The organism is Oceanicola sp. D3 (genome assembly GCF_006351965.1).
Lineage (GTDB): Bacteria > Pseudomonadota > Alphaproteobacteria > Rhodobacterales > Rhodobacteraceae > Vannielia.
On the sequence record NZ_CP040932.1, the window covers coordinates 2,246,808 to 2,264,211 of the forward strand.

A 17,404-nucleotide genomic window follows, 5' to 3' on the forward strand; every position below is an offset into this window, starting at 1 on the left:
AACCCCGCGCCGCGCAGCACAGATCAGGCGGTGTGAAGCTCGTGCAGATGGTTGGCACAGCCGATCAGCGGAGCCCTGTCATCGCGCACCAGTGTGACCGAAAAATCACCCATGAAGCCGGCAAACCGGCCCTTGTCACGGAAGCCCTCGGCAAAGGCACCGGTGCCCAGCAGCCGTTCAAGCCCAACGGCCACACCGCCGACCAGAAAGACCCCGCCGAATGGCAGATGCTCCAGCGCGAGATTGCCTGAAACCGTGCCCAGAAAGCGCAGGAAGGTCTGCACCGCTGCCACCGCCTGCGGGCTCGTGCCGCCCTCAGCCGCTGCAATGATATCGCTGCCACGCAGCTCGGGCGCGGCCCCGGTTTCGGCGCAATGCCAATGATAAACGTTCTCCAGCCCGCGCCCCGAAAGCACCTCTTCAACCGCGGGAAAGCCGTGACTGTCATCCACGTAATGCGACAGCCGAAGGTCGGCCTCGGTGCGGATCGGCAGGTTGACATGGCCACTCTCGGAGGGTGGCACGAAGCGGCCTGCGGGGGTGGCATGAACGGGCACCGCGTTGAAGCCCGTGCCGACGTTGACCACGAGCGCGGTTGCCTCAGGCGCAGCAGGCTGAGCCGCGGGGATCACCGGCACAAGGCCCTCGGGGGCGATATGGCCAATGGCATGGCCGGGGGCCTGAAGATCGTTCAGCAGCGCCACATGCGAAGTGCCTGCCGCCCGGGTAATGGTGGGGATATCGAGCGTCCAATCAATGTTGGTCAGCTCTGCCACCCCATCGACCACCGGCCCGGCCGCGGCCACGCAGGCACCATCAATGGCCGGCGTGCCGACCTGCGGCAGATAGGCGGCCACCACCGCCTCGAAATTGGCGAAATCGGCATTGCGAAAGCGCTTGATGCTGGCCACGTCCAGCTCGCGCCCGTGGGCCAGTGCAAGGCGGGTGTTGGTGCCGCCGATATCGGCGATCAGCGCGGCTGCGGTCATCCGTTCTTCCTCAATGCGGCTTTCAGCGCCTCATAGGAGGCTTTGGGGGTGCGCTGCAAGCTGTCGTAATCCACATGCACCAACCCGAAGCGGGGGCCATAGCCATGCGCCCATTCGTAATTGTCCATCAGCGACCAGATATAATAGCCCTTCACCGGCACGCCGGCCTCGATGGCGTGCAGCACCGCGCCGAGGTGGGCATCGAGATAGGCGATGCGGGCCTCATCGGGCACGCCGGGGGTGTCTGGCCAGGCCATGCCGTTTTCGGTGACATACAGCGGCAGGTCGCCGGTGTAGTTCGAAGCGGTGTCGGTGAGGAAGTGGAAGAGGCCCTCGGGGTAGATCTCCCAGCCGACTTGAGTTTTTAGCAGATCGCCCGCGCCTTCGGTGTAATGCGGCCAGGGCTCATTTGGCGCGGGGGAGATGAGCTTGCGGGTATAGTAGTTGAGGCCGCACCAATCGAGCGGGGCGGTGATGGTGGCGAAATCGTCCTGCCAGTTCGCGGGCATATGCAGGCCGAGGCCTTCCAGCACATCTTCGGGGTATTCGCCCTTGAAGATGCCGGAGCGGAACCAGCGGTTATAAATGCCGTCATAGCGCTGCGCGGCGAGGGCGGCATCGGGCGTGTCATCGGCGGGTTGGGCATATTCGAAGTTGAAGACGGCACCGAGGTTATCCATTCCGAGGCTGCGCATGGCGCCGATCGCCTCGCCATGGGCAAGGCAGACGTGGTGCATGGCGCGGGCGGTGGCGCGGATGTCGCGCAGGCCCGGCGCGTGGTGGCCCATGAAGTGAGAAAGCCAGCCGACGCACCACGGCTCGTTGATTGGCGCGGCCGACCAGATACGGTCGCCTAGCGTGCTCATCACGGTGTAGGTGTAATCAGCGAACCACTTGGCGATGTCGCGGTTGCGCCAGCCGCCCTTGTCGAGCAGGGGCGAGGGCAGCTCCCAGTGATAGAGGGTGGCGGCGGGTTTCAGGCCGCGCTCCAGCATGCCATCGACGAGACGGTCGTAAAAATCGAGCCCCTCGGGGTTGGCCGGGCCGATACCCTCGGGCATGACGCGGGCCCATGAGAGGCTGAAGCGATAGACATCAAGCCCGGCATCAGAAATCAGATCAAGGTCTTGCGGCCACTTGTTGAAGTGGTCACAGGCGCGCGCGCCATTCTCGGCGCCCACGACATTGCCGGGGGTTGCGGCGAAATCATCCCATTGGGTGCGGCCTGCGCCGCCGTGCTCATGGCCTTCGATCTGATAGGCCGAGGTGGCGGTGCCGAAGAGGAAGCCTTCGGGGAAGTCGGCGCGGGTGTGGCGGAGCATCGGGTTCTCCTATCGTGGGGCTGGGCCGGTGGACGAGCCAAGGGTCAACTCGGCTTCCATGATATGTTGGCGGGGGCCTGATTCTTCACTGTCAATCAGGCCGAGGAGCATTTCGGCGGTGATCCGGCCTGCCTCTCGCACAGAGCTTCGGGTGGCTGTGAAAACAGGCACTTCGCCGCCGTTCTTGAAGTATCCGAGATCATCGTCATGGGTGATGATCGACACATCGCGGCCCATGGCAAGGCCACGCTCTTCGACCGCGCGGCGCACGCCCATGGACGTGATCAGCGAGGACACGAGGAAGGCGGTGGGCGGATTGGAGTGGCCGAGCATCTCGGCGGCGGCCTCGTAGCCATAGCTCTCGGTCATCTCTTCAGAGCGGTGAAGCTCGGGGCGGAAGGTTAGCCCGCGCGCGGTGAGCGCGGCCTCGAACCCCTCGCGGCGGCGCATGGCGAAATCCATGCCTTCCAACCCGTTCAGCAGCGCGATCTGGTGGTGGCCAAGGTCCGCAAGGTGGAGTGTGGCCCGCTCGAAGGCGCGACGGTTGTTGACGTCGACCCAAGAGTAATCATGGTCGTCCACCGGCGCGCGGCCATGGACGACGAAGGGCAGGCCGACCTCCTTGAGCAGTGCGATGCGCGGATCATCCTTGCGGGGGCCGTGGATAACGATGCCATCGACCGAATTGCGCTGCGCCATGGAGCGATAGGCGGTGTCTTCATCGTCATCGGGCACCACGGTGAGCATCATGTCATAGCCGGCGCGGGCATAGATTTCGCCCGCGCCGCCGATGAAGTCGCCAAACACGGGGTTCATCATCTCGTGGTTGGTGCTGATCGGGATGACGTGACCGATGGCCATGGCGCGGCCCGTGGCGAGGCTTTTGGCGCGGGTGTTGGGGCGGTAGTTGTGCTGCGTTGCAGCGGCGAGCACGCGCTTGCGGGTGCTCTCGGCAACCTCCGGATAGCCGTTCAACGCCCGGCTGACAGTGGTTTGGCTCAAGCCCAGATTCGCGGCAAGTTGCTTGAGGTTCATGGGCGCGGAGCCTTTCAAAGCGCTTTTAACTTTGGCGCAGACTAGCGGCTGGAGCCGCCGCCGTCAAAGGCTTGCGGCCGCAGCGAAAAAATGCTGCAGGCGCGAAGTTGGTAATAAAAACAGGGGGTCGGCGGAGAGCTGCAGGTTGACCTGTGGGGTGGGATGATCCATGCTTGACCCATCCAAAGCGCTTTGAGGGCTGAGTCGTTTCGGGCTTCAGTCAAATTTGCGCGGGGGAAATCACGACACGAGCTGCGCGCTCGGCACCACAACCGGGAGGATATATCCATGAAGCATTCCATCAAGACGAGCTGCGCCGTTCTGGCCCTGATGAGCGGACCTGCGCTTGCCGAACAGATCACCGTGGCTGGTCCGTGGATCGGGGCTGACGAGGAGCATGTGCAGGCGGTGCTGGCCGCTTTTGCCGAAGCCTCGGGCCATGACGTGCGCTACACCGGCTCCGATAGCTTTGAGCAGCAGATCGTGATCGACGCGGAAGCGGGCTCTGCGCCTAACGTCGCCGTCTTCCCGCAGCCCGGCCTCGCCGCCGTGATGGCCGAGCGTGGCTTTCTCACCCCGCTGGCCGATGGCACGGGCGACTGGATCAAGGAAAACTACGCCGCTGGCCAGAGCTGGGTTGACCTTGGCACCTATGCGGGCCCCGATGGCAATGACGCGCTCTATGGCTTTTTCTACAAGGTCGATCTGAAGAGCCTCGTCTGGTACATCCCCGAGAATTTCGAAGATGCGGGCTACGAAGTGCCCGAGACGCTGGAAGAGCTGAAGGCGCTTTCGGCCCAGATCGTTGAGGACGGCGAGACGCCATGGTGCATTGGCATCGGCTCGCAGGCGGCCACTGGCTGGCCAGCGACTGACTGGGTGGAAGACATGATGCTGCGCACCCAGCCCCCTGAAGTGTATGACCAGTGGGTTGCTAATGAAATCCCATTCACAGACGAGCGTGTCGTGGGGGCGATTGAGGCGTTCGGTGAGTTCGTTCTGAATGACGAATGGGTGGCCGGTGGTTCTGCTGCGGCGGCTTCCGTCGATTTCCGCGAGAGCCCCAAGGGACTGTTTGATGCGCCGCCGCAGTGCTACATGCACCGTCAGGCGAGCTTCATCCCCTCCTTTTTCCCCGATGGCTCGGTCGTGGGCGAGGACGTCGATTTCTTTTACTTCCCTGCGAGCGGCGAGGGTGATCTTGGACAGCCGGTGCTCGGCGGCGGAACGCAGTGGGCCATCTCCAATGATAGCCCGGCGGCCCATGAGCTGATTGAGTTCCTCAAATCCCCAGAGGCCCATGAGATCTGGATGGCACGCAAAGGCTTTCTGACTCCGCACAAAGGCGTAAGTAAGGAAGCTTTTGGTGATCCGACCCTCGCCAAGATGAATGACATCCTGCTTGAGGCCACAACCTTCCGCTTCGATGCGTCCGACATCATGCCGGGCGCGGTCGGCGCGGGCAGCTTCTGGACCGGAATGGTCGACTATGTGGGCGGCAAGCCTGCCGATCAGGTGGCTCAGGAGATTCAGGACAGCTGGGACGCTGTAAAGTGATCTGAAGTGCCGCCCCGGGGCTCTCTCGGGGCGGCGCGCCAATGGTGGGCAGATTGCCCACCCTACGGGCGGGATTATCCGCCAGAGGCAACGGGGGAGGGGCGCCATGCATCCGGCATTCCAAGGGCTGATCACCATCTTTGTCGGCGTGGGGGGCTGTATCGGCTACTTCTGGGCGTCGAACCTGTTTATCGACAAGGTGCTCTTTCCTGCCCGCGGCCCCAATGCGGGGCGCAACATCAACCGCGCCAACATGATCCGGCCCTGGCTGTTTCTGGCCCCTGCCGTTTTCGCCCTTGGTCTTTATCTCGCCTATCCCGTGGTGGAAACGCTGCGGCTTTCGCTCACCAACAGGGTGCCCGGCGGCGGCTACGAATGGGCCGGGCTGGAGAACTACACCCAGATGGCGGGCGATCCGAAGTTTCGCGAGGCGCTCTTCAACAACATCCTTTGGCTGATCGTGGTGCCCGCGCTCTCGACCGCCTTTGGCCTGCTGGCCGCGCAGCTGACCGACCGGATCAAGTGGGGCGCGGTGGCCAAGTCGATCATCTTCATGCCGATGGCGATCTCTTTCGTTGGCGCGGCGGTGATCTGGAAACTGGTTTATGACTACCGCGCGGCGGGCGAAGAGCAGATCGGGGTGCTGAACGCGATCGTCGTGGGCCTCGGCGGAGAGCCGACGGCCTGGCTGACGGTGCCGTTCTGGAACAACTTCTTCCTCATGGCGGTGCTGATCTGGATTCAGACCGGCTTTGCCATGGTGATCCTCTCCGCCGCCCTGCGCGGCATCCCCGAAGAGACGGTGGAGGCGGCGATTGTGGACGGGGCCAACCCGTTTCAGATCTTCTTCAAGATCAAGGTGCCGCAGATCATGGGCACCATCGTGGTGGTCTGGACGACGATCACCATCGTGGTGCTGAAGGTCTTCGACATCGTCTTTGCCATGACCAACGGGCAATGGGAGACGCAGGTTTTGGCCAATTACATGTATGACAAGCTGTTCCGCGCGAACGACTGGGGCGTCGGCTCTGCCAGTGCGATGGTCATCATGCTGCTGGTGACGCCTATCCTTGTCTGGAACGTCCACAACGCCCGCAAGGAGATGCGCTGATGGCCCTCGACCGGACGGGAGAAAACCATGGATAACATTGCTGGCAAGAAATCGGGCCTGAGCTGGGCTGTCCAGATTTCCACCCTCGCGCTTGTGCTGCTCTGGCTGTTTCCGACGGTGGGGCTGCTTGTGTCGTCCTTCCGCACCAGTGACCAGATCAGCGCAACCGGCTGGTGGAAGGCGCTGTTTCCGACCGAGCAGGTGGTGCAGCAGCGCGCCGCCGACCCGGATGAGGCGCGCATCGACCTTGGGGCAGGGCGCTATGCGGTGGAAGGCAACTTCTTTGGCGAGGCTGGCTCGCCCGATGACATCACCGCATGGGGCACATCGAGCCGCGATGTCTCGGCCTATGGCCCCGGCGATGTGGCCGATCTGGGCGATGGTGAGAACTTCACGGTGGATGCGCAGGGCAACTACCGCTGGGAGGGCGATGACGAGCAGATCAGCGGGCGCGGGCAGCGGGTGTTTGTGAGCACCACGGTGCCGCCGGAGTTTACCACCGCCAATTATGAGCGGGTGCTGTTTTCGGGCGACCGGACAGACAGTATGGCGCGGGCCTTCTTCAACACGCTGACGGTGACGATTCCGGCAACGATCATCCCCATCCTCATCGCGGCCTTCGCCGCCTATGCGCTGGCTTGGATGGATTTTCCGGGCCGCGCGCTGCTGATCGCGGCCATCGTGGCGCTGCTGGTGGTGCCGTTGCAGCTGGCGCTCATTCCGCTGTTGAAGCTGCACAACGAGATCGGCATCGGCAAGGGCTACCTCGGGGTGTGGCTGGCCCATACCGGCTTCGGGTTGCCATTGGCGATCTACCTCTTGCGCAACTACATGGTGGGCCTGCCGCGCGACATCATCGAGAATGCCAAGGTGGACGGGGCGACGGACTTTCAGATCTTCACCAAGATCGTCCTGCCTCTCAGCTTCCCGGCGCTGGCCAGCTTTGCCATCTTCCAGTTTCTCTGGACATGGAACGACCTTCTGGTGGCGCTGGTCTTCCTCATCGACAGCTCGGGCGACACCACGGTGATGACCCGGCAGATCGTCGAACTCCTCGGCACACGGGGCGGCAACTGGGAGATTTTGGCCACGGCGGCCTTTGTCTCCATCTCGGTGCCGCTGCTGGTGTTTTTCGCAATGCAAAGGTTCCTCGTGCGCGGCCTTTTGGCCGGCTCGGTGAAGTAAGACGGATATGAATATGAAAGCGAGCATCAAGGGCGCCATTCAGGCGCGCGCAACCAACCCTGACTGGTGGCGGGGGGCGGTGATTTACCAGGTCTATCCGCGCAGCTATCAGGACAGCTCGGGCGACGGGGTGGGCGACCTTGCGGGCATTGCCCAACGGCTAGATCACATTGCCTCCCTCGGGGTGGATGGCGTGTGGATCAGCCCGTTCTTCAAGAGCCCGATGAAGGATTTTGGCTATGACGTCAGCGATTATCGGGATGTGGACCCGATGTTTGGCTCGCTGGAGGATTTTGATGCGCTGATCGCCCGGGCCCATGAGTTGGGGCTGAAGGTGCTGATTGATCTGGTGCTCAGCCACACTTCGGACCAGCACCCGTGGTTTGTGGAGAGCCGCACCAACCGGGCGAACCCGAAGGCGGATTGGTATGTTTGGGCCGAAGCGAAGCCCGATGGCACGCCGCCGAACAACTGGCTCAGCATCTTTGGCGGCTCGGCCTGGGAGTGGGATGGTGCGCGGATGCAGTATTATCTGCACAACTTCCTCACTTCGCAGCCGGACCTGAACTTTCATTGCCCCGAGGTGCAGGAGGAGCTTCTGCGGGTGGCAGAGTTCTGGCTGGAGCGCGGGGTGGATGGCTTCCGCCTTGATACGATCAACTTCTATGTCCACGACAAGCAGCTGCGCGACAACCCGGCGCTCGACCCGGCGCGGCGTAATTCCAACATCGCCCCGGCGGTGAACCCCTATAACTGGCAGGATCACCTGTATTCGAAGAACCAGCCCGAAAATCTTGCGTTTCTGGAGAAGCTACGCGGGGTGATGAAGCCCTATGGCGCGGCCGCCGTGGGCGAGGTGGGCGATGCGCAGCGCGGGCTGGAGATCCTTGGCGAATACACCAAGGGCGAAGACCGCATGCAGATGTGCTACGCCTTCGAGCTGCTCTCGCAGAACATCCCCAGCGCCGCCTATATCGCCGAAACCATGCATCACCTTGAGGATGTGGCCGCTGAAGGTTGGGCCTGCTGGGCGTTTTCCAACCATGACGTGCCGCGCCATATCAGCCGCTGGCATCTGAGCGATGAGGCGGCGCGGGCCTATGTGGTGCTGATGATGTGCCTGCGCGGCTCGGCTTGCCTTTATCAGGGTGAGGAGCTGGGGCTGCCCGAGGCCGAGGTGGCCTTTGAAGACCTGCAAGACCCTTACGGCATCCAGTTTTGGCCCGAGTTCAAGGGCCGCGATGGCTGCCGCACGCCGATGGTTTGGGATGCAGGGGTGCATGGCGGCTTTTCGCAAGGCAACGAGGCGCGGCCTTGGCTGCCGGTCTCGCCCGAGCATCTGCCCAAGTCAGTGGCCGAGCAGGAGGGCGACGACGCCTCGATGCTGGCGCACTACCGCCGCGCAGTGGCGCTGAGGAAGGCGCATGAAGCTTTAGCGACCGGTGCGCAGAAGATCGAGGCCGAAGACGACCTGCTGGTGATCCACCGGACGCTGGAAGGCCGCGAGGTGCTGGCGCTCTTCCATCTGGGCGAGGGCGAAGTTGTGCATGAAATGGGCGAAGGCTGGAGCGCGCTACAGGAAGCAGGCGCGCTGGGGGCGGTTGCCCTTGGCGAAGGCCGGGTAACGCTGGGGCCGTGGGGCTTTGCCCTCATGGGCCGCTAAGAGGATACGAGGGAGGACACCGCGATGGCGGAGCTGAAACTGACCGATGTGGCCAAGACCTATGGCGGCACCGTGGACGTGCTCAAGGATATCAACCTCGATATCGACACCGGCGAACTGATCGTCTTTGTCGGGCCCTCGGGCTGCGGCAAGTCCACGCTGCTGCGGATGATCGCGGGGCTGGAGAAGATCACCAGCGGCACGCTGGAGATTGACGGGCAGGTGGTGAACGATGTGCCGCCCTCCGAGCGCGGCATCGCGATGGTGTTCCAGAGCTACGCGCTTTACCCGCATATGACGGTGCGCGAGAACATGAGCTTTGCGCTCAAACTCGCCAAGAAAAGCCAGGCCGAGATTGATGAGGCCGTCGACGCGGCGGCCAAGAAGCTGCAACTGACCGAGTATCTCGACCGGCTGCCCAAGGCACTCTCTGGCGGGCAGCGCCAGCGTGTGGCGATTGGCCGGAGCATCGTGCGCGACCCGAAGGTTTACCTGTTCGACGAGCCGCTCTCGAACCTCGATGCCGCGCTGCGCGTGGCCACGCGGATCGAGATTGCCCAGCTCAAGGAGGCTATGCCCGAGAGCACCATGATCTACGTTACCCACGATCAGGTGGAGGCGATGACGCTGGCCAGCCGCATCGTGGTGCTGGCCAACAAGGGCATTGCGCAGGTTGGCACGCCGCTGGAGCTTTATGAGACGCCGCGCAACGAGTTTGTGGCGCAGTTTATCGGCTCGCCCGCGATGAACCTGATCCCCGGCAAGATTGTGGAGACGGGCGAGGTGACGGCGGTGGAGCTGGCCTCTGGCGTTGTGGCTCATTCGGCGGTTCCCACTCAGGTGGCGGACATGGGCATGGAGGTCAAGATCGGCATCCGCCCCGAAGATCTGAGCACCGGATCCGAGGCGGATTGTTGCTTCAAGGGCGTGGTGGAATACTCTGAGAACCTTGGAGAAGTCACGCTGCTCTACTTCGAGCCACAACACGGCGGTGAGCAGGTGATTGCCAAGCTGCCGGGCGTGCACCGCGAGATGCGCGGGCAGGAAGTGGTGTTGGCGGCGTCGCCCGAGAAGGTGCATCTGTTCGCAGGCGGGGAGTCTCTGCGCTATCGGTAAAGGCGCTAGGGGCGGAGTGGCCCGAGGTGGCTCAACCTAAACGTGCGCCATGAAAGCGCTTTTGCCATTGTCATTTCACGCCGCCCTCCGTTATGGTCGGTCCACGGACGGTCCGGGGCAGGTGCCCCGAGATGGTCCGGAGCGATTTCCCTGGCAGGGACGGGCCTACCGCGAGCCACACGCGCCGCTACCGCACGTCCGCCAGAGTTAACCGGCCCTGAGAGCAGTGACTTGAAGGGCCAATCGGCCCGGCCCGCACCACGCTGGCATGGCCCCCCAAACGGGCGTGACCGCCGAAAGGCCGGGACGCGTCGGAGACAAACCGCGATGCAACGCGTGAGGATAGTCGACGAGGCCAGGGAAGCTGCATCAGCACGCGTCCTGCCGCGCACGTCCCGCGCTCATCCCCTTTCCAGACACGGACATCCTCACCTCGGCCCACCAGGGCAAAGGCGAGCTTCGCCGTGCAATGAGTTAATATGGCTAAGAAAATGCTTATCGACGCCACCCACGCCGAGGAGACTCGGGTTGTGGTGGTCGACGGAAACAAGGTTGAGGAATTTGACTTTGAGACCGTCAACAAACGCCAGCTTGCCGGCAATATCTACCTAGCAAAAGTCACCCGCGTGGAGCCTTCGCTTCAGGCGGCCTTTGTGGATTACGGCGGCAATCGCCACGGTTTCCTCGCGTTCAGCGAAATTCACCCCGACTACTACCAGATTCCGGTGGCCGACCGTCAGGCGCTGCTGGAGGAAGAGCGGGCCTATGCCGAGGCGCAGGCCGCCGAGGAGGAGCAGCCCAAGCGCTCGCGCCGCCGCCGCTCGCGTTCCAAGAAGGCCGACACGAATGATGCCGTGGCCACCAAAGAGGTGGATGGCTCCATCGCCGGGATGGATGTGGTTGATCTTGGTGAAGAGGAAGAGGCCGACACGCTCCTGACCGAGGGGGATGCCGCCGCTGCTGACACGGCAAAGGCCGAGGCCGAGGACGCGCCTGCCGAAGAAACGCCTGCCGAACAGGGCGCAGAAGAGGCAAAGGCCGAAGCTTCCGCCAGTGAGGCACCCGCTGAAGATGAGGGTGATGATCAGGACGCGGGCGACGATGATGACGAGGCCGAGGAAACCTCTGCCTCCGACAAGGATGAAGACATCGAGTCGGTTGCCGATGAAGATGTGCAGGAAGAGATCCGCCAGCCGCGCAAACCCCGGCCCAAGCGCTACAAGATTCAGGAAGTCGTTAAAGTGCGGCAGATCCTGCTGGTGCAGGTCGTCAAGGAAGAGCGTGGCAACAAGGGCGCGGCTCTGACCACCTATCTCAGCCTTGCGGGCCGCTATTGTGTGCTGATGCCCAACACTGCCCGTGGTGGTGGCATCTCGCGCAAGATCACCAATGCCGCGGACCGCAAGAAGCTGAAAGAGATCGCCAGCGAGATTGAGGTGCCGCAGGGCGCCGGCCTGATCGTGCGCACGGCAGGGGCCAAGCGCACCAAGACCGAGATCAAGCGCGATTACGAGTATCTCAAGCGCCTTTGGGAGCAGATCCGGGAGCTGACCCTCAAGTCGGTGGCCCCTGCGCCGATCTATGAAGAAGGCAACCTGATCAAGCGCACCATTCGCGACCTCTACTCCAAGGAGATCGACGAGGTTTGGGTGGAAGGCGAGACCGGCTATCGCACCGCCAAGGACTTCATGAAGATGATCATGCCGTCCCACGCCAAGAACGTGAAGCAATACACCGAAGGGCTGCCGCTGTTTGCCCGCTATCAGGTGGAAAGCTACCTTGCGGCGATGTTCAACCCGACCGTGCAGCTCAAGTCGGGCGGTTACATCGTGATCGGCGTGACCGAGGCGCTGGTGGCGATTGACGTCAACTCCGGCCGGGCCACCAAGGAAGGCTCGATCGAGGAAACCGCGCTGAAAACCAACCTGGAGGCCGCCGAAGAGGTGGCGCGCCAGTTGCGCCTGCGTGACCTTGCGGGCCTCATCGTGATCGACTTCATCGACATGGAAGAGCGGCGCAACAACAACGCCGTCGAAAAGCGCTTCAAGGACAAGCTGAAAACCGACCGCGCCCGCATTCAGGTGGGCCGGATCAGCGGCTTTGGCCTGATGGAGATGAGCCGCCAGCGCCTGCGCCCCGGCATGCTCGAAGCCTCCACCCAGCCTTGCCCCTCGTGCCACGGCACCGGCCTGCTGCGCTCGGATGACAGCATCGGCCTCGCTATCCTGCGCCAGATCGAAGAAGAGGGCACCCGCCGCAAGTGCCGCGAGGTGCTGCTGAAAGCGCCGGTGGGGATCGTCAACTTCCTGATGAACCAGAAGCGCGAGCACATTGCCCAGATCGAAAGCCGCTATGGGCTGTCGGTCCGGCTTGAGGCGGATGCGCATATGATTTCGCCCGACTTCACGCTGGAGAAGCTGAAGACGGCAACGCGCTCGATTGCCGAGGTTACGGCCCCGGTGATTTCCATCGACACCACCGATCTGCCGGAGATCGAGGAGGAAGAGGAAGAGCAGGCTGAGGCCCGCTCCGAGACGCCCGAAGCCGAGGAAAACGGAGAGGACCGGCCCAAGCGCAAGCGCCGTCGGCGTCGTCGGCGTCGCGGTGGCGGCGGTGAAGGCTCTGGTGAGGAGAATGGTCAGGAGAACGGCAAGACCGACTCTCAGGGGGCCAATTCTCAAGAGGCCAACTCTCAGGACGCCAACTCCAGCGATCAGAGCTCCGAAGGCGATAGCCCGAAAGAGGCCCCGCAAAGCGAGGGTGCCGAAGCCGCAGAGGCCGGTGAGGCCAGCGAAGAGAAGCCCAAGCGCACCCGTCGTCGCCGGTCTCGCAAGAAGTCCGACGAGGCAGAGCAGCCTGCGCCCGAAGCGCCGGAGGCGGCAGAGGCCGCGCCTGCGGAAACCGCCGCCGAAGCCCCGGCAGAGCCAGTGGCTGCCGAAGAGCCGGTAGCCGAGGAGAAGCCCAAGCGCCGGCGCACCCGCAAGAAGGCCCCGGCCGAGGCGGCGCCTGCAGCGGAGGCCGAAGCGCCTGCAGCTGAGGCCGCGCCGGAGGAACCTGTGACCGAGGCCACGCCAGAACCTGCGCCCGAGCCCAAGCAAGAGCCGGAGCCGGTGCTGGAAACCACAGAGGCCGCGCCGGAAGCCGTTGAAGAGAAGCCTGCGAAGCCGAAGCGCAAAGGCTGGTGGTCTCTCGGGCGCTGAACCGGGCCCTTAGAAACAGAACAAAGGGGCGTGCCTTGCCGGGCGCGCCCCTATTTCTTTTGGATATGCCAGATGATCGCCTCGCCCATTTCTTCCTGCGATAGAAGCGCGTGACCGGATTCGGTGCAGAAATGCGGCATGTCGATCAGAGCCGCCGGATCATCGGTTTCAACCCGCAGCACCTCGCCGGAAGCCAGCGCCTGCAGCCGCTTGGCGGTTTTCAGAACCGGCAGGGGGCAAAGCAGGCCGGAAGCGTCGAGGGTGGCGTGGTGGCTGGTCATGGGGCAGGGGTAGCCGATGGGGCAGCGGGGCGGAAGAGCCACAGGGCGCAAATGGATAAGGGCGCGATGATGCGCCACGGTCTTGTGAGCGCAGCGGGGCTTTCGGCCCGCGCGCGGGGGGCTTAAAGGAAAAGACATGTTTGGCATCGATATCATGGACGCCGCGCTCTTGCCGGCCATTCTCATCGCGGTGGTCGGCGGGCTGATCTCTTTCGTCAGCCCCTGTGTGCTGCCGATCGTGCCGCCCTACCTCGCCTATATGGGCGGTATCTCGATGGATGAGATGGAGGGGGCAGGGCGCAAACGGGTGATGGTGGCGGCCGGGTTCTTTGTGCTGGGGCTTTCGACGGTGTTCCTGCTGCTCGGCGCGGCGGCCTCGGCGCTGGGGGGCGTGTTTTTGCAAAACCGCGAATGGTTCACCATGGCGGCGGGGCTCGTCATCATGGTGTTCGGGGCGCACTTTCTTGGCATCTTCACCCTACCGTTTCTGAACCGGGAGGCACGGATCGACGCGGGCGACCGGGGCGGCTCGGCTATGGGCGCTTACGTGCTGGGCCTTGCCTTTGCCTTCGGCTGGACGCCCTGCCTTGGCCCGATTCTCGGTGCGATCCTCTCGATGGCGGCGATGGAGGGCGACGTGGCGCGCGGGGCCTTTCTGCTGGCGCTCTACGCCCTCGGCCTCGGCCTGCCGTTCCTCGCCGTGGCGGCCTTCTTCCCCCGCCTCAAGGGGTTGATGGGCTGGATGAAGCGCCACATGGGGCGGATCGAGCGGATCATGGGGTTGCTGCTGTGGACGGTGGGCTTGCTGATGCTTACCGGCGCTTTCTCGGACTTCTCCTATTGGCTGCTGGAAATCTTCCCGGCGCTGGCGACCGTTGGGTGACTGGTGGGCTTATCCCACCAATCGGCTGTGTCTGCCGCCGGGCGGCTTCCAACTTTCGCCAAATTCCCTTGCTAAGAGCGCCGGAACGGCAAGGATAAGGCTGATGGCAAGTGAGCAGACACCGCAGGATGTGACGCGCCGCCGGGTGATTTATATCCCCGGCTATGACCCGTTTCATCCGCGCCGCTACCGCGAGCTCTATCGCAAGGAGAGCGCCGCGCAGGCCGAGATTTCGGGCTACCGGATCAGCCAGCATGCCACGAAGGGGCAGGGGCCTTTTGCCTGGGGCGTGCAAAGCGAGGTGGGCGGGGCGCAGACCGAGGCGCAGATCGAGGTGCTGCTCTGGTCAGATATCGTGAAGGCCTCGATGAACCCCTCGATCCCGGCGACCTATGCCATGCTCGTCCGCACCGCTTGGACCTATATCGCCTCCGGCGCGCTGTTCAGGCTGATGCGGCTGCGCAAGGGCCCGGTGATTGCCGCGCTCTACCCGATTGTCTTTTTGCTCGGGCAGCTCTTGCTGGCCTGCGCCCTTGGCTACGCCGCCGTGCGGCTTGGGGGTTGGGCACTGCTGCAACTGCCCGTGCCGGTGCACCTCGGGGTGACGGCGGCGCTTTTGGGCATCATCCTGTTCCTCTCCGTGGGCTGGGCCGTGCTGCATTGGTTTCGCAAGCGGGATAACAAGTTTTTCGCCTACTACCTGATGCATGACTACAGCTACTCGGCCCGCCACAAGGGGGCCAACCCGCCAGAACTTGAGGCGCGGATTGCCGAGTTTCGCGCTCGGGTGGAAGAGGCGCTGGCGAGCGATGTGGATGAGGTGCTGGTGGTGGGGCATTCGTCGGGCGCCCACATTGGCATTTCGGTTTTGGCCGACCTGATGCGCTCTGGCTGGACGCAGGGCGAGGGGCCGCGCCTCGGCTTCCTGACGCTGGGCCATGTGGTGCCGATGGTGAGCTTTTTGCCAAAGGCCGACAGGCTGCGCGCCGATTTGCATGACCTTTGCCAATGGGACCAGATCACTTGGGTGGATGTGACCGCGCCGGGCGATGGCTGCGCCTTTGCGCTTTGCGATCCGGTGTCCGTCACCGGGGTTGCGCCGGAGAATGGCAAGCGCTGGCCGCTGGTGTTTTCTGCTGCTTTCACCCAAACCCTCAGCCCTGAGCGTTGGAACGAGATCAAACGGCGGTTTTTTCGGCTGCATTTTCAGTATCTCTGCGCCTTCGACCGGCCCCGCGATTATGACTATTTCCTCATCACCGCCGGGCCGCTTTCGCTGGCGTCGCGGTATGCCGAGCGGGTGCCTTCCAAGAGCCGGATCGAAACGCCCGCCTCACGCTACACCTCGCGGGCGGCATGAGCTGCTGCGCGGCGCAGGCCATCCTCGGGCTTGACCCGAGGTTCTCCACCGGCAAGAGATCCCCGGGTCGAGCCCGAGGATGACAGCTCAATGACCTGCCCGCATCTGCCGCCCAAACCGCCGTCGCGTCCTGAGAAGACCACGTTGCGCAACTATATCCGCCTGTTCCGGCAGGATATTCTTTCGGCGCAGCCCGCCAAGCTTTACCGCGCGTGGATGGCGGAATTTCGCACGCCGTTCTTTCGCAGCTATCTGGTGAACGAGCCTGCGCTGGTGGATCTGGTGCTGAAGGAACGGCCAGACGACTTTCCAAAGTCCAACCGCGTGCGCGAGGGGCTGGCACCGCTGCTGGGTAATTCGGTTTTCGTCACCAATGGCGAGACATGGAAGCGCCAGCGCCGCATTATCGACCCGGCCTTCGAGGGCGGGCGGCTGCGCGAGACCTTTCCGGCGATGCTGGAGGCGGCGCAGGCCTGCGTGGCGCGGATGGAGGCGCGCGAAGGTGCGCTGGAGGTGGAGGAGGAGACCTCGCACGCCGCGGCGGATGTGATCTTTCGCACGCTGTTCTCGATCCCGATCGAGCATGAAATCGCGGCGCGGGTGTTCTCGGAGTTTCGCGCCTATCAGCGGGCGCAACCGATCCTCAACCTCGCCGCCTTCCTGCCGCTGCCGCGATGGTTTCCACGGTTTCATGCGCGTGAGGTGAAGCGCACGGCGGCCTCAATTCGGGCGCTAATCACCGAGTTGACGGCAGCGCGGGCCGAGGAGATTGCGCGGGGCACGGCGCCGGATGACCTTGCCACCAAGATCATGAGCACCGCCGACCCGCTGACTGGCGAGACCTTTGACACCGAGGAAATGGTCGATCAGGTGGCGATCTTCTTTCTCGCCGGACATGAAACATCGGCCTCGGCACTGGCTTGGGCGCTTTACCTGCTGGCGGCCTTTCCCGAGGTGCAGGCGCGGGCAGCCGAGGAGGCCGCGAGCTTACCCGAAAATCCAACATTCTCAGACATCTCCGGCATGAAATTCATCCGGGATGTGTTCCGCGAAACCTTGCGGCTTTATCCGCCCGTGCCGATGATGGTGCGAGAGAATGTGAAGGCCGAGACCTTCCGCAACCGTGCGGTGAAGCCGGGGGCGCAGATTGTGCTCTCACCATGGCATCAGCAACGCCATGAGCGGCTTTGGAGTGATCCGGACGGGTTTGACCCAGATCGCTGGAGCACCGAGGAGGGGCGGCGATGCGGGCGGGAGGCCTATATGCCGTTCTCGGCTGGGGCGCGCGTGTGCACGGGCGCCGGGTTTGCGATGGTCGAGGGGCCGCTCATTTTGGCGATGCTGCTGAAACGGCTGCGTTTTGAGACCATTGAGGGCAAGGTTCCACGCCCGGTTGCGCATCTGACGGTGCGGGCGGCGGATGGGATTCACTTGCAGGTGTCGCGGCGGTAGGCGGGGCCTCTCCTCGCAGTCACTCCGCCTTGGCGCGCGCCATATAGTGGCCCAGCACAAAGACCCGGATGGCCGAGGCAAGGCCGCGCTCGACGCCGCGATCCGCGTCGATGGCAGCGGCCAAAGCATTGATCGGTATATCTTTTTCTGCCGCGATCTGGCGAAAGCAGGCCCAAAACTCGGGCTCCAGAGACACCGAGGTGCGATGCCCGGCCAGTGTTAGCGAGTGTTTCTCTGGCCGGGCCATGGC

The 17,404-nt window shown here is 63.6% G+C and carries 14 protein-coding genes; 9 read left to right on the forward strand and 5 right to left on the reverse strand.

Features of this window, described 5'->3' with window-relative positions:
* Positions 1-23: 23 nt before the first annotated feature.
* From FHY55_RS11370 to FHY55_RS11380, 3 genes are read right to left on the reverse strand one after another with little or no spacing between them, the layout of a single operon-like run.
* Positions 24-989: a glucokinase gene (locus FHY55_RS11370; RefSeq protein WP_140014304.1), complete on the reverse strand. Its 966-nt coding sequence runs from the start codon at positions 987-989 to the stop codon at positions 24-26.
* Positions 986-2,311: a GH1 family beta-glucosidase gene (locus FHY55_RS11375; protein ID WP_140014305.1), complete on the reverse strand. Its 1,326-nt coding sequence runs from the start codon at positions 2,309-2,311 to the stop codon at positions 986-988. The genes FHY55_RS11370 and FHY55_RS11375 overlap by 4 nt, the downstream gene beginning before the upstream one ends.
* Positions 2,312-2,320: 9 nt before the next feature.
* Positions 2,321-3,346 carry a LacI family DNA-binding transcriptional regulator gene (locus FHY55_RS11380; RefSeq protein ID WP_140014306.1) on the reverse strand — a complete coding sequence of 342 codons (1,026 nt, stop codon included), beginning with the start codon at positions 3,344-3,346 and terminating at the stop codon, positions 2,321-2,323.
* A gap of 288 nt (positions 3,347-3,634) precedes the next feature.
* Between FHY55_RS11380 and FHY55_RS11385 the strand changes: the two genes are divergently transcribed.
* The 6 genes from FHY55_RS11385 (at position 3,635) to FHY55_RS11410 (ending at position 13,178) form a co-directional block, all read left to right on the forward strand.
* On the forward strand, positions 3,635-4,903 hold the full coding sequence (locus FHY55_RS11385; RefSeq protein ID WP_140014307.1) for an ABC transporter substrate-binding protein: 1,269 nt from the start codon (positions 3,635-3,637) through the stop codon (positions 4,901-4,903).
* Between the two features lie 106 nt (positions 4,904-5,009).
* On the forward strand, positions 5,010-6,014 hold the full coding sequence (locus FHY55_RS11390) for a carbohydrate ABC transporter permease (protein WP_140014308.1): 1,005 nt from the start codon (positions 5,010-5,012) through the stop codon (positions 6,012-6,014).
* A gap of 27 nt (positions 6,015-6,041) precedes the next feature.
* The gene (locus FHY55_RS11395; RefSeq protein WP_140014309.1) at positions 6,042-7,199 is read left to right on the forward strand and encodes a carbohydrate ABC transporter permease; all 1,158 of its coding nucleotides are present in this window, start codon (positions 6,042-6,044) and stop codon (positions 7,197-7,199) included.
* Between the two features lie 7 nt (positions 7,200-7,206).
* Complete coding sequence (locus FHY55_RS11400; protein ID WP_371706926.1) at positions 7,207-8,862, forward strand: alpha-amylase family glycosyl hydrolase; 1,656 nt, start codon at positions 7,207-7,209, stop codon at positions 8,860-8,862.
* 24 nt (positions 8,863-8,886) lie between these two features.
* On the forward strand, positions 8,887-9,978 hold the full coding sequence (locus FHY55_RS11405; protein WP_140014311.1) for an ABC transporter ATP-binding protein: 1,092 nt from the start codon (positions 8,887-8,889) through the stop codon (positions 9,976-9,978).
* Positions 9,979-10,457: 479 nt separating this feature from the next.
* Entirely contained in the window at positions 10,458-13,178 is a 2,721-nt protein-coding gene (locus tag FHY55_RS11410) for a ribonuclease E/G (protein ID WP_140014312.1), read from the forward strand.
* A gap of 50 nt (positions 13,179-13,228) precedes the next feature.
* Here FHY55_RS11410 and FHY55_RS11415 read toward each other — a convergent pair whose 3' ends face one another.
* Complete coding sequence (locus FHY55_RS11415; RefSeq protein WP_140014313.1) at positions 13,229-13,459, reverse strand: sulfurtransferase TusA family protein; 231 nt, start codon at positions 13,457-13,459, stop codon at positions 13,229-13,231.
* Positions 13,460-13,595: 136 nt separating this feature from the next.
* Here FHY55_RS11415 and FHY55_RS11420 point away from each other — a divergent pair, with 136 nt between their 5' ends.
* The 3 genes from FHY55_RS11420 to FHY55_RS11430 all read left to right on the forward strand — a co-directional run bounded on the left by FHY55_RS11420 (position 13,596) and on the right by FHY55_RS11430 (position 17,154).
* Positions 13,596-14,342 (forward strand): cytochrome c biogenesis CcdA family protein, encoded by a 747-nt coding sequence (locus FHY55_RS11420; protein WP_140014314.1) that lies wholly within the window; start codon positions 13,596-13,598, stop codon positions 14,340-14,342.
* A gap of 103 nt (positions 14,343-14,445) precedes the next feature.
* On the forward strand, positions 14,446-15,702 hold the full coding sequence (locus tag FHY55_RS11425; protein ID WP_140014315.1) for a hypothetical protein: 1,257 nt from the start codon (positions 14,446-14,448) through the stop codon (positions 15,700-15,702).
* A 90-nt stretch (positions 15,703-15,792) separates the two neighbouring features.
* On the forward strand, positions 15,793-17,154 hold the full coding sequence (locus FHY55_RS11430; RefSeq protein WP_140014316.1) for a cytochrome P450: 1,362 nt from the start codon (positions 15,793-15,795) through the stop codon (positions 17,152-17,154).
* A 19-nt stretch (positions 17,155-17,173) separates the two neighbouring features.
* Here FHY55_RS11430 and FHY55_RS11435 read toward each other — a convergent pair whose 3' ends face one another.
* The gene (locus FHY55_RS11435) at positions 17,174-17,401 is read right to left on the reverse strand and encodes a ribbon-helix-helix domain-containing protein (protein ID WP_140014317.1); all 228 of its coding nucleotides are present in this window, start codon (positions 17,399-17,401) and stop codon (positions 17,174-17,176) included.
* Positions 17,402-17,404 lie beyond the last annotated feature (3 nt).

Excerpts from the sequence above, each read along its gene's own strand:
- FHY55_RS11410 (WP_140014312.1), top strand. The coding sequence starts at position 10,458 with ATGGCTAAGAAAATGCTTATCGACGCCACCCACGCCGAGGAGACTCGG.
- FHY55_RS11425 (WP_140014315.1), top strand. The coding sequence starts at position 14,446 with ATGGCAAGTGAGCAGACACCGCAGGATGTGACGCGCCGCCGGGTGATT.
- FHY55_RS11405 (WP_140014311.1), top strand. The coding sequence starts at position 8,887 with ATGGCGGAGCTGAAACTGACCGATGTGGCCAAGACCTATGGCGGCACC.
- FHY55_RS11375 (WP_140014305.1), bottom strand. The coding sequence starts at position 2,311 with ATGCTCCGCCACACCCGCGCCGACTTCCCCGAAGGCTTCCTCTTCGGC.
- FHY55_RS11435 (WP_140014317.1), bottom strand. The coding sequence starts at position 17,401 with ATGGCCCGGCCAGAGAAACACTCGCTAACACTGGCCGGGCATCGCACC.
- FHY55_RS11370 (WP_140014304.1), bottom strand. The coding sequence starts at position 989 with ATGACCGCAGCCGCGCTGATCGCCGATATCGGCGGCACCAACACCCGC.
- FHY55_RS11400 (WP_371706926.1), top strand. The coding sequence starts at position 7,207 with ATGAATATGAAAGCGAGCATCAAGGGCGCCATTCAGGCGCGCGCAACC.
- FHY55_RS11390 (WP_140014308.1), top strand. The coding sequence starts at position 5,010 with ATGCATCCGGCATTCCAAGGGCTGATCACCATCTTTGTCGGCGTGGGG.
- FHY55_RS11380 (WP_140014306.1), bottom strand. The coding sequence starts at position 3,346 with ATGAACCTCAAGCAACTTGCCGCGAATCTGGGCTTGAGCCAAACCACT.
- FHY55_RS11415 (WP_140014313.1), bottom strand. The coding sequence starts at position 13,459 with ATGACCAGCCACCACGCCACCCTCGACGCTTCCGGCCTGCTTTGCCCC.
- FHY55_RS11395 (WP_140014309.1), top strand. The coding sequence starts at position 6,042 with ATGGATAACATTGCTGGCAAGAAATCGGGCCTGAGCTGGGCTGTCCAG.
- FHY55_RS11420 (WP_140014314.1), top strand. The coding sequence starts at position 13,596 with ATGTTTGGCATCGATATCATGGACGCCGCGCTCTTGCCGGCCATTCTC.
- FHY55_RS11385 (WP_140014307.1), top strand. The coding sequence starts at position 3,635 with ATGAAGCATTCCATCAAGACGAGCTGCGCCGTTCTGGCCCTGATGAGC.
- FHY55_RS11430 (WP_140014316.1), top strand. The coding sequence starts at position 15,793 with ATGACCTGCCCGCATCTGCCGCCCAAACCGCCGTCGCGTCCTGAGAAG.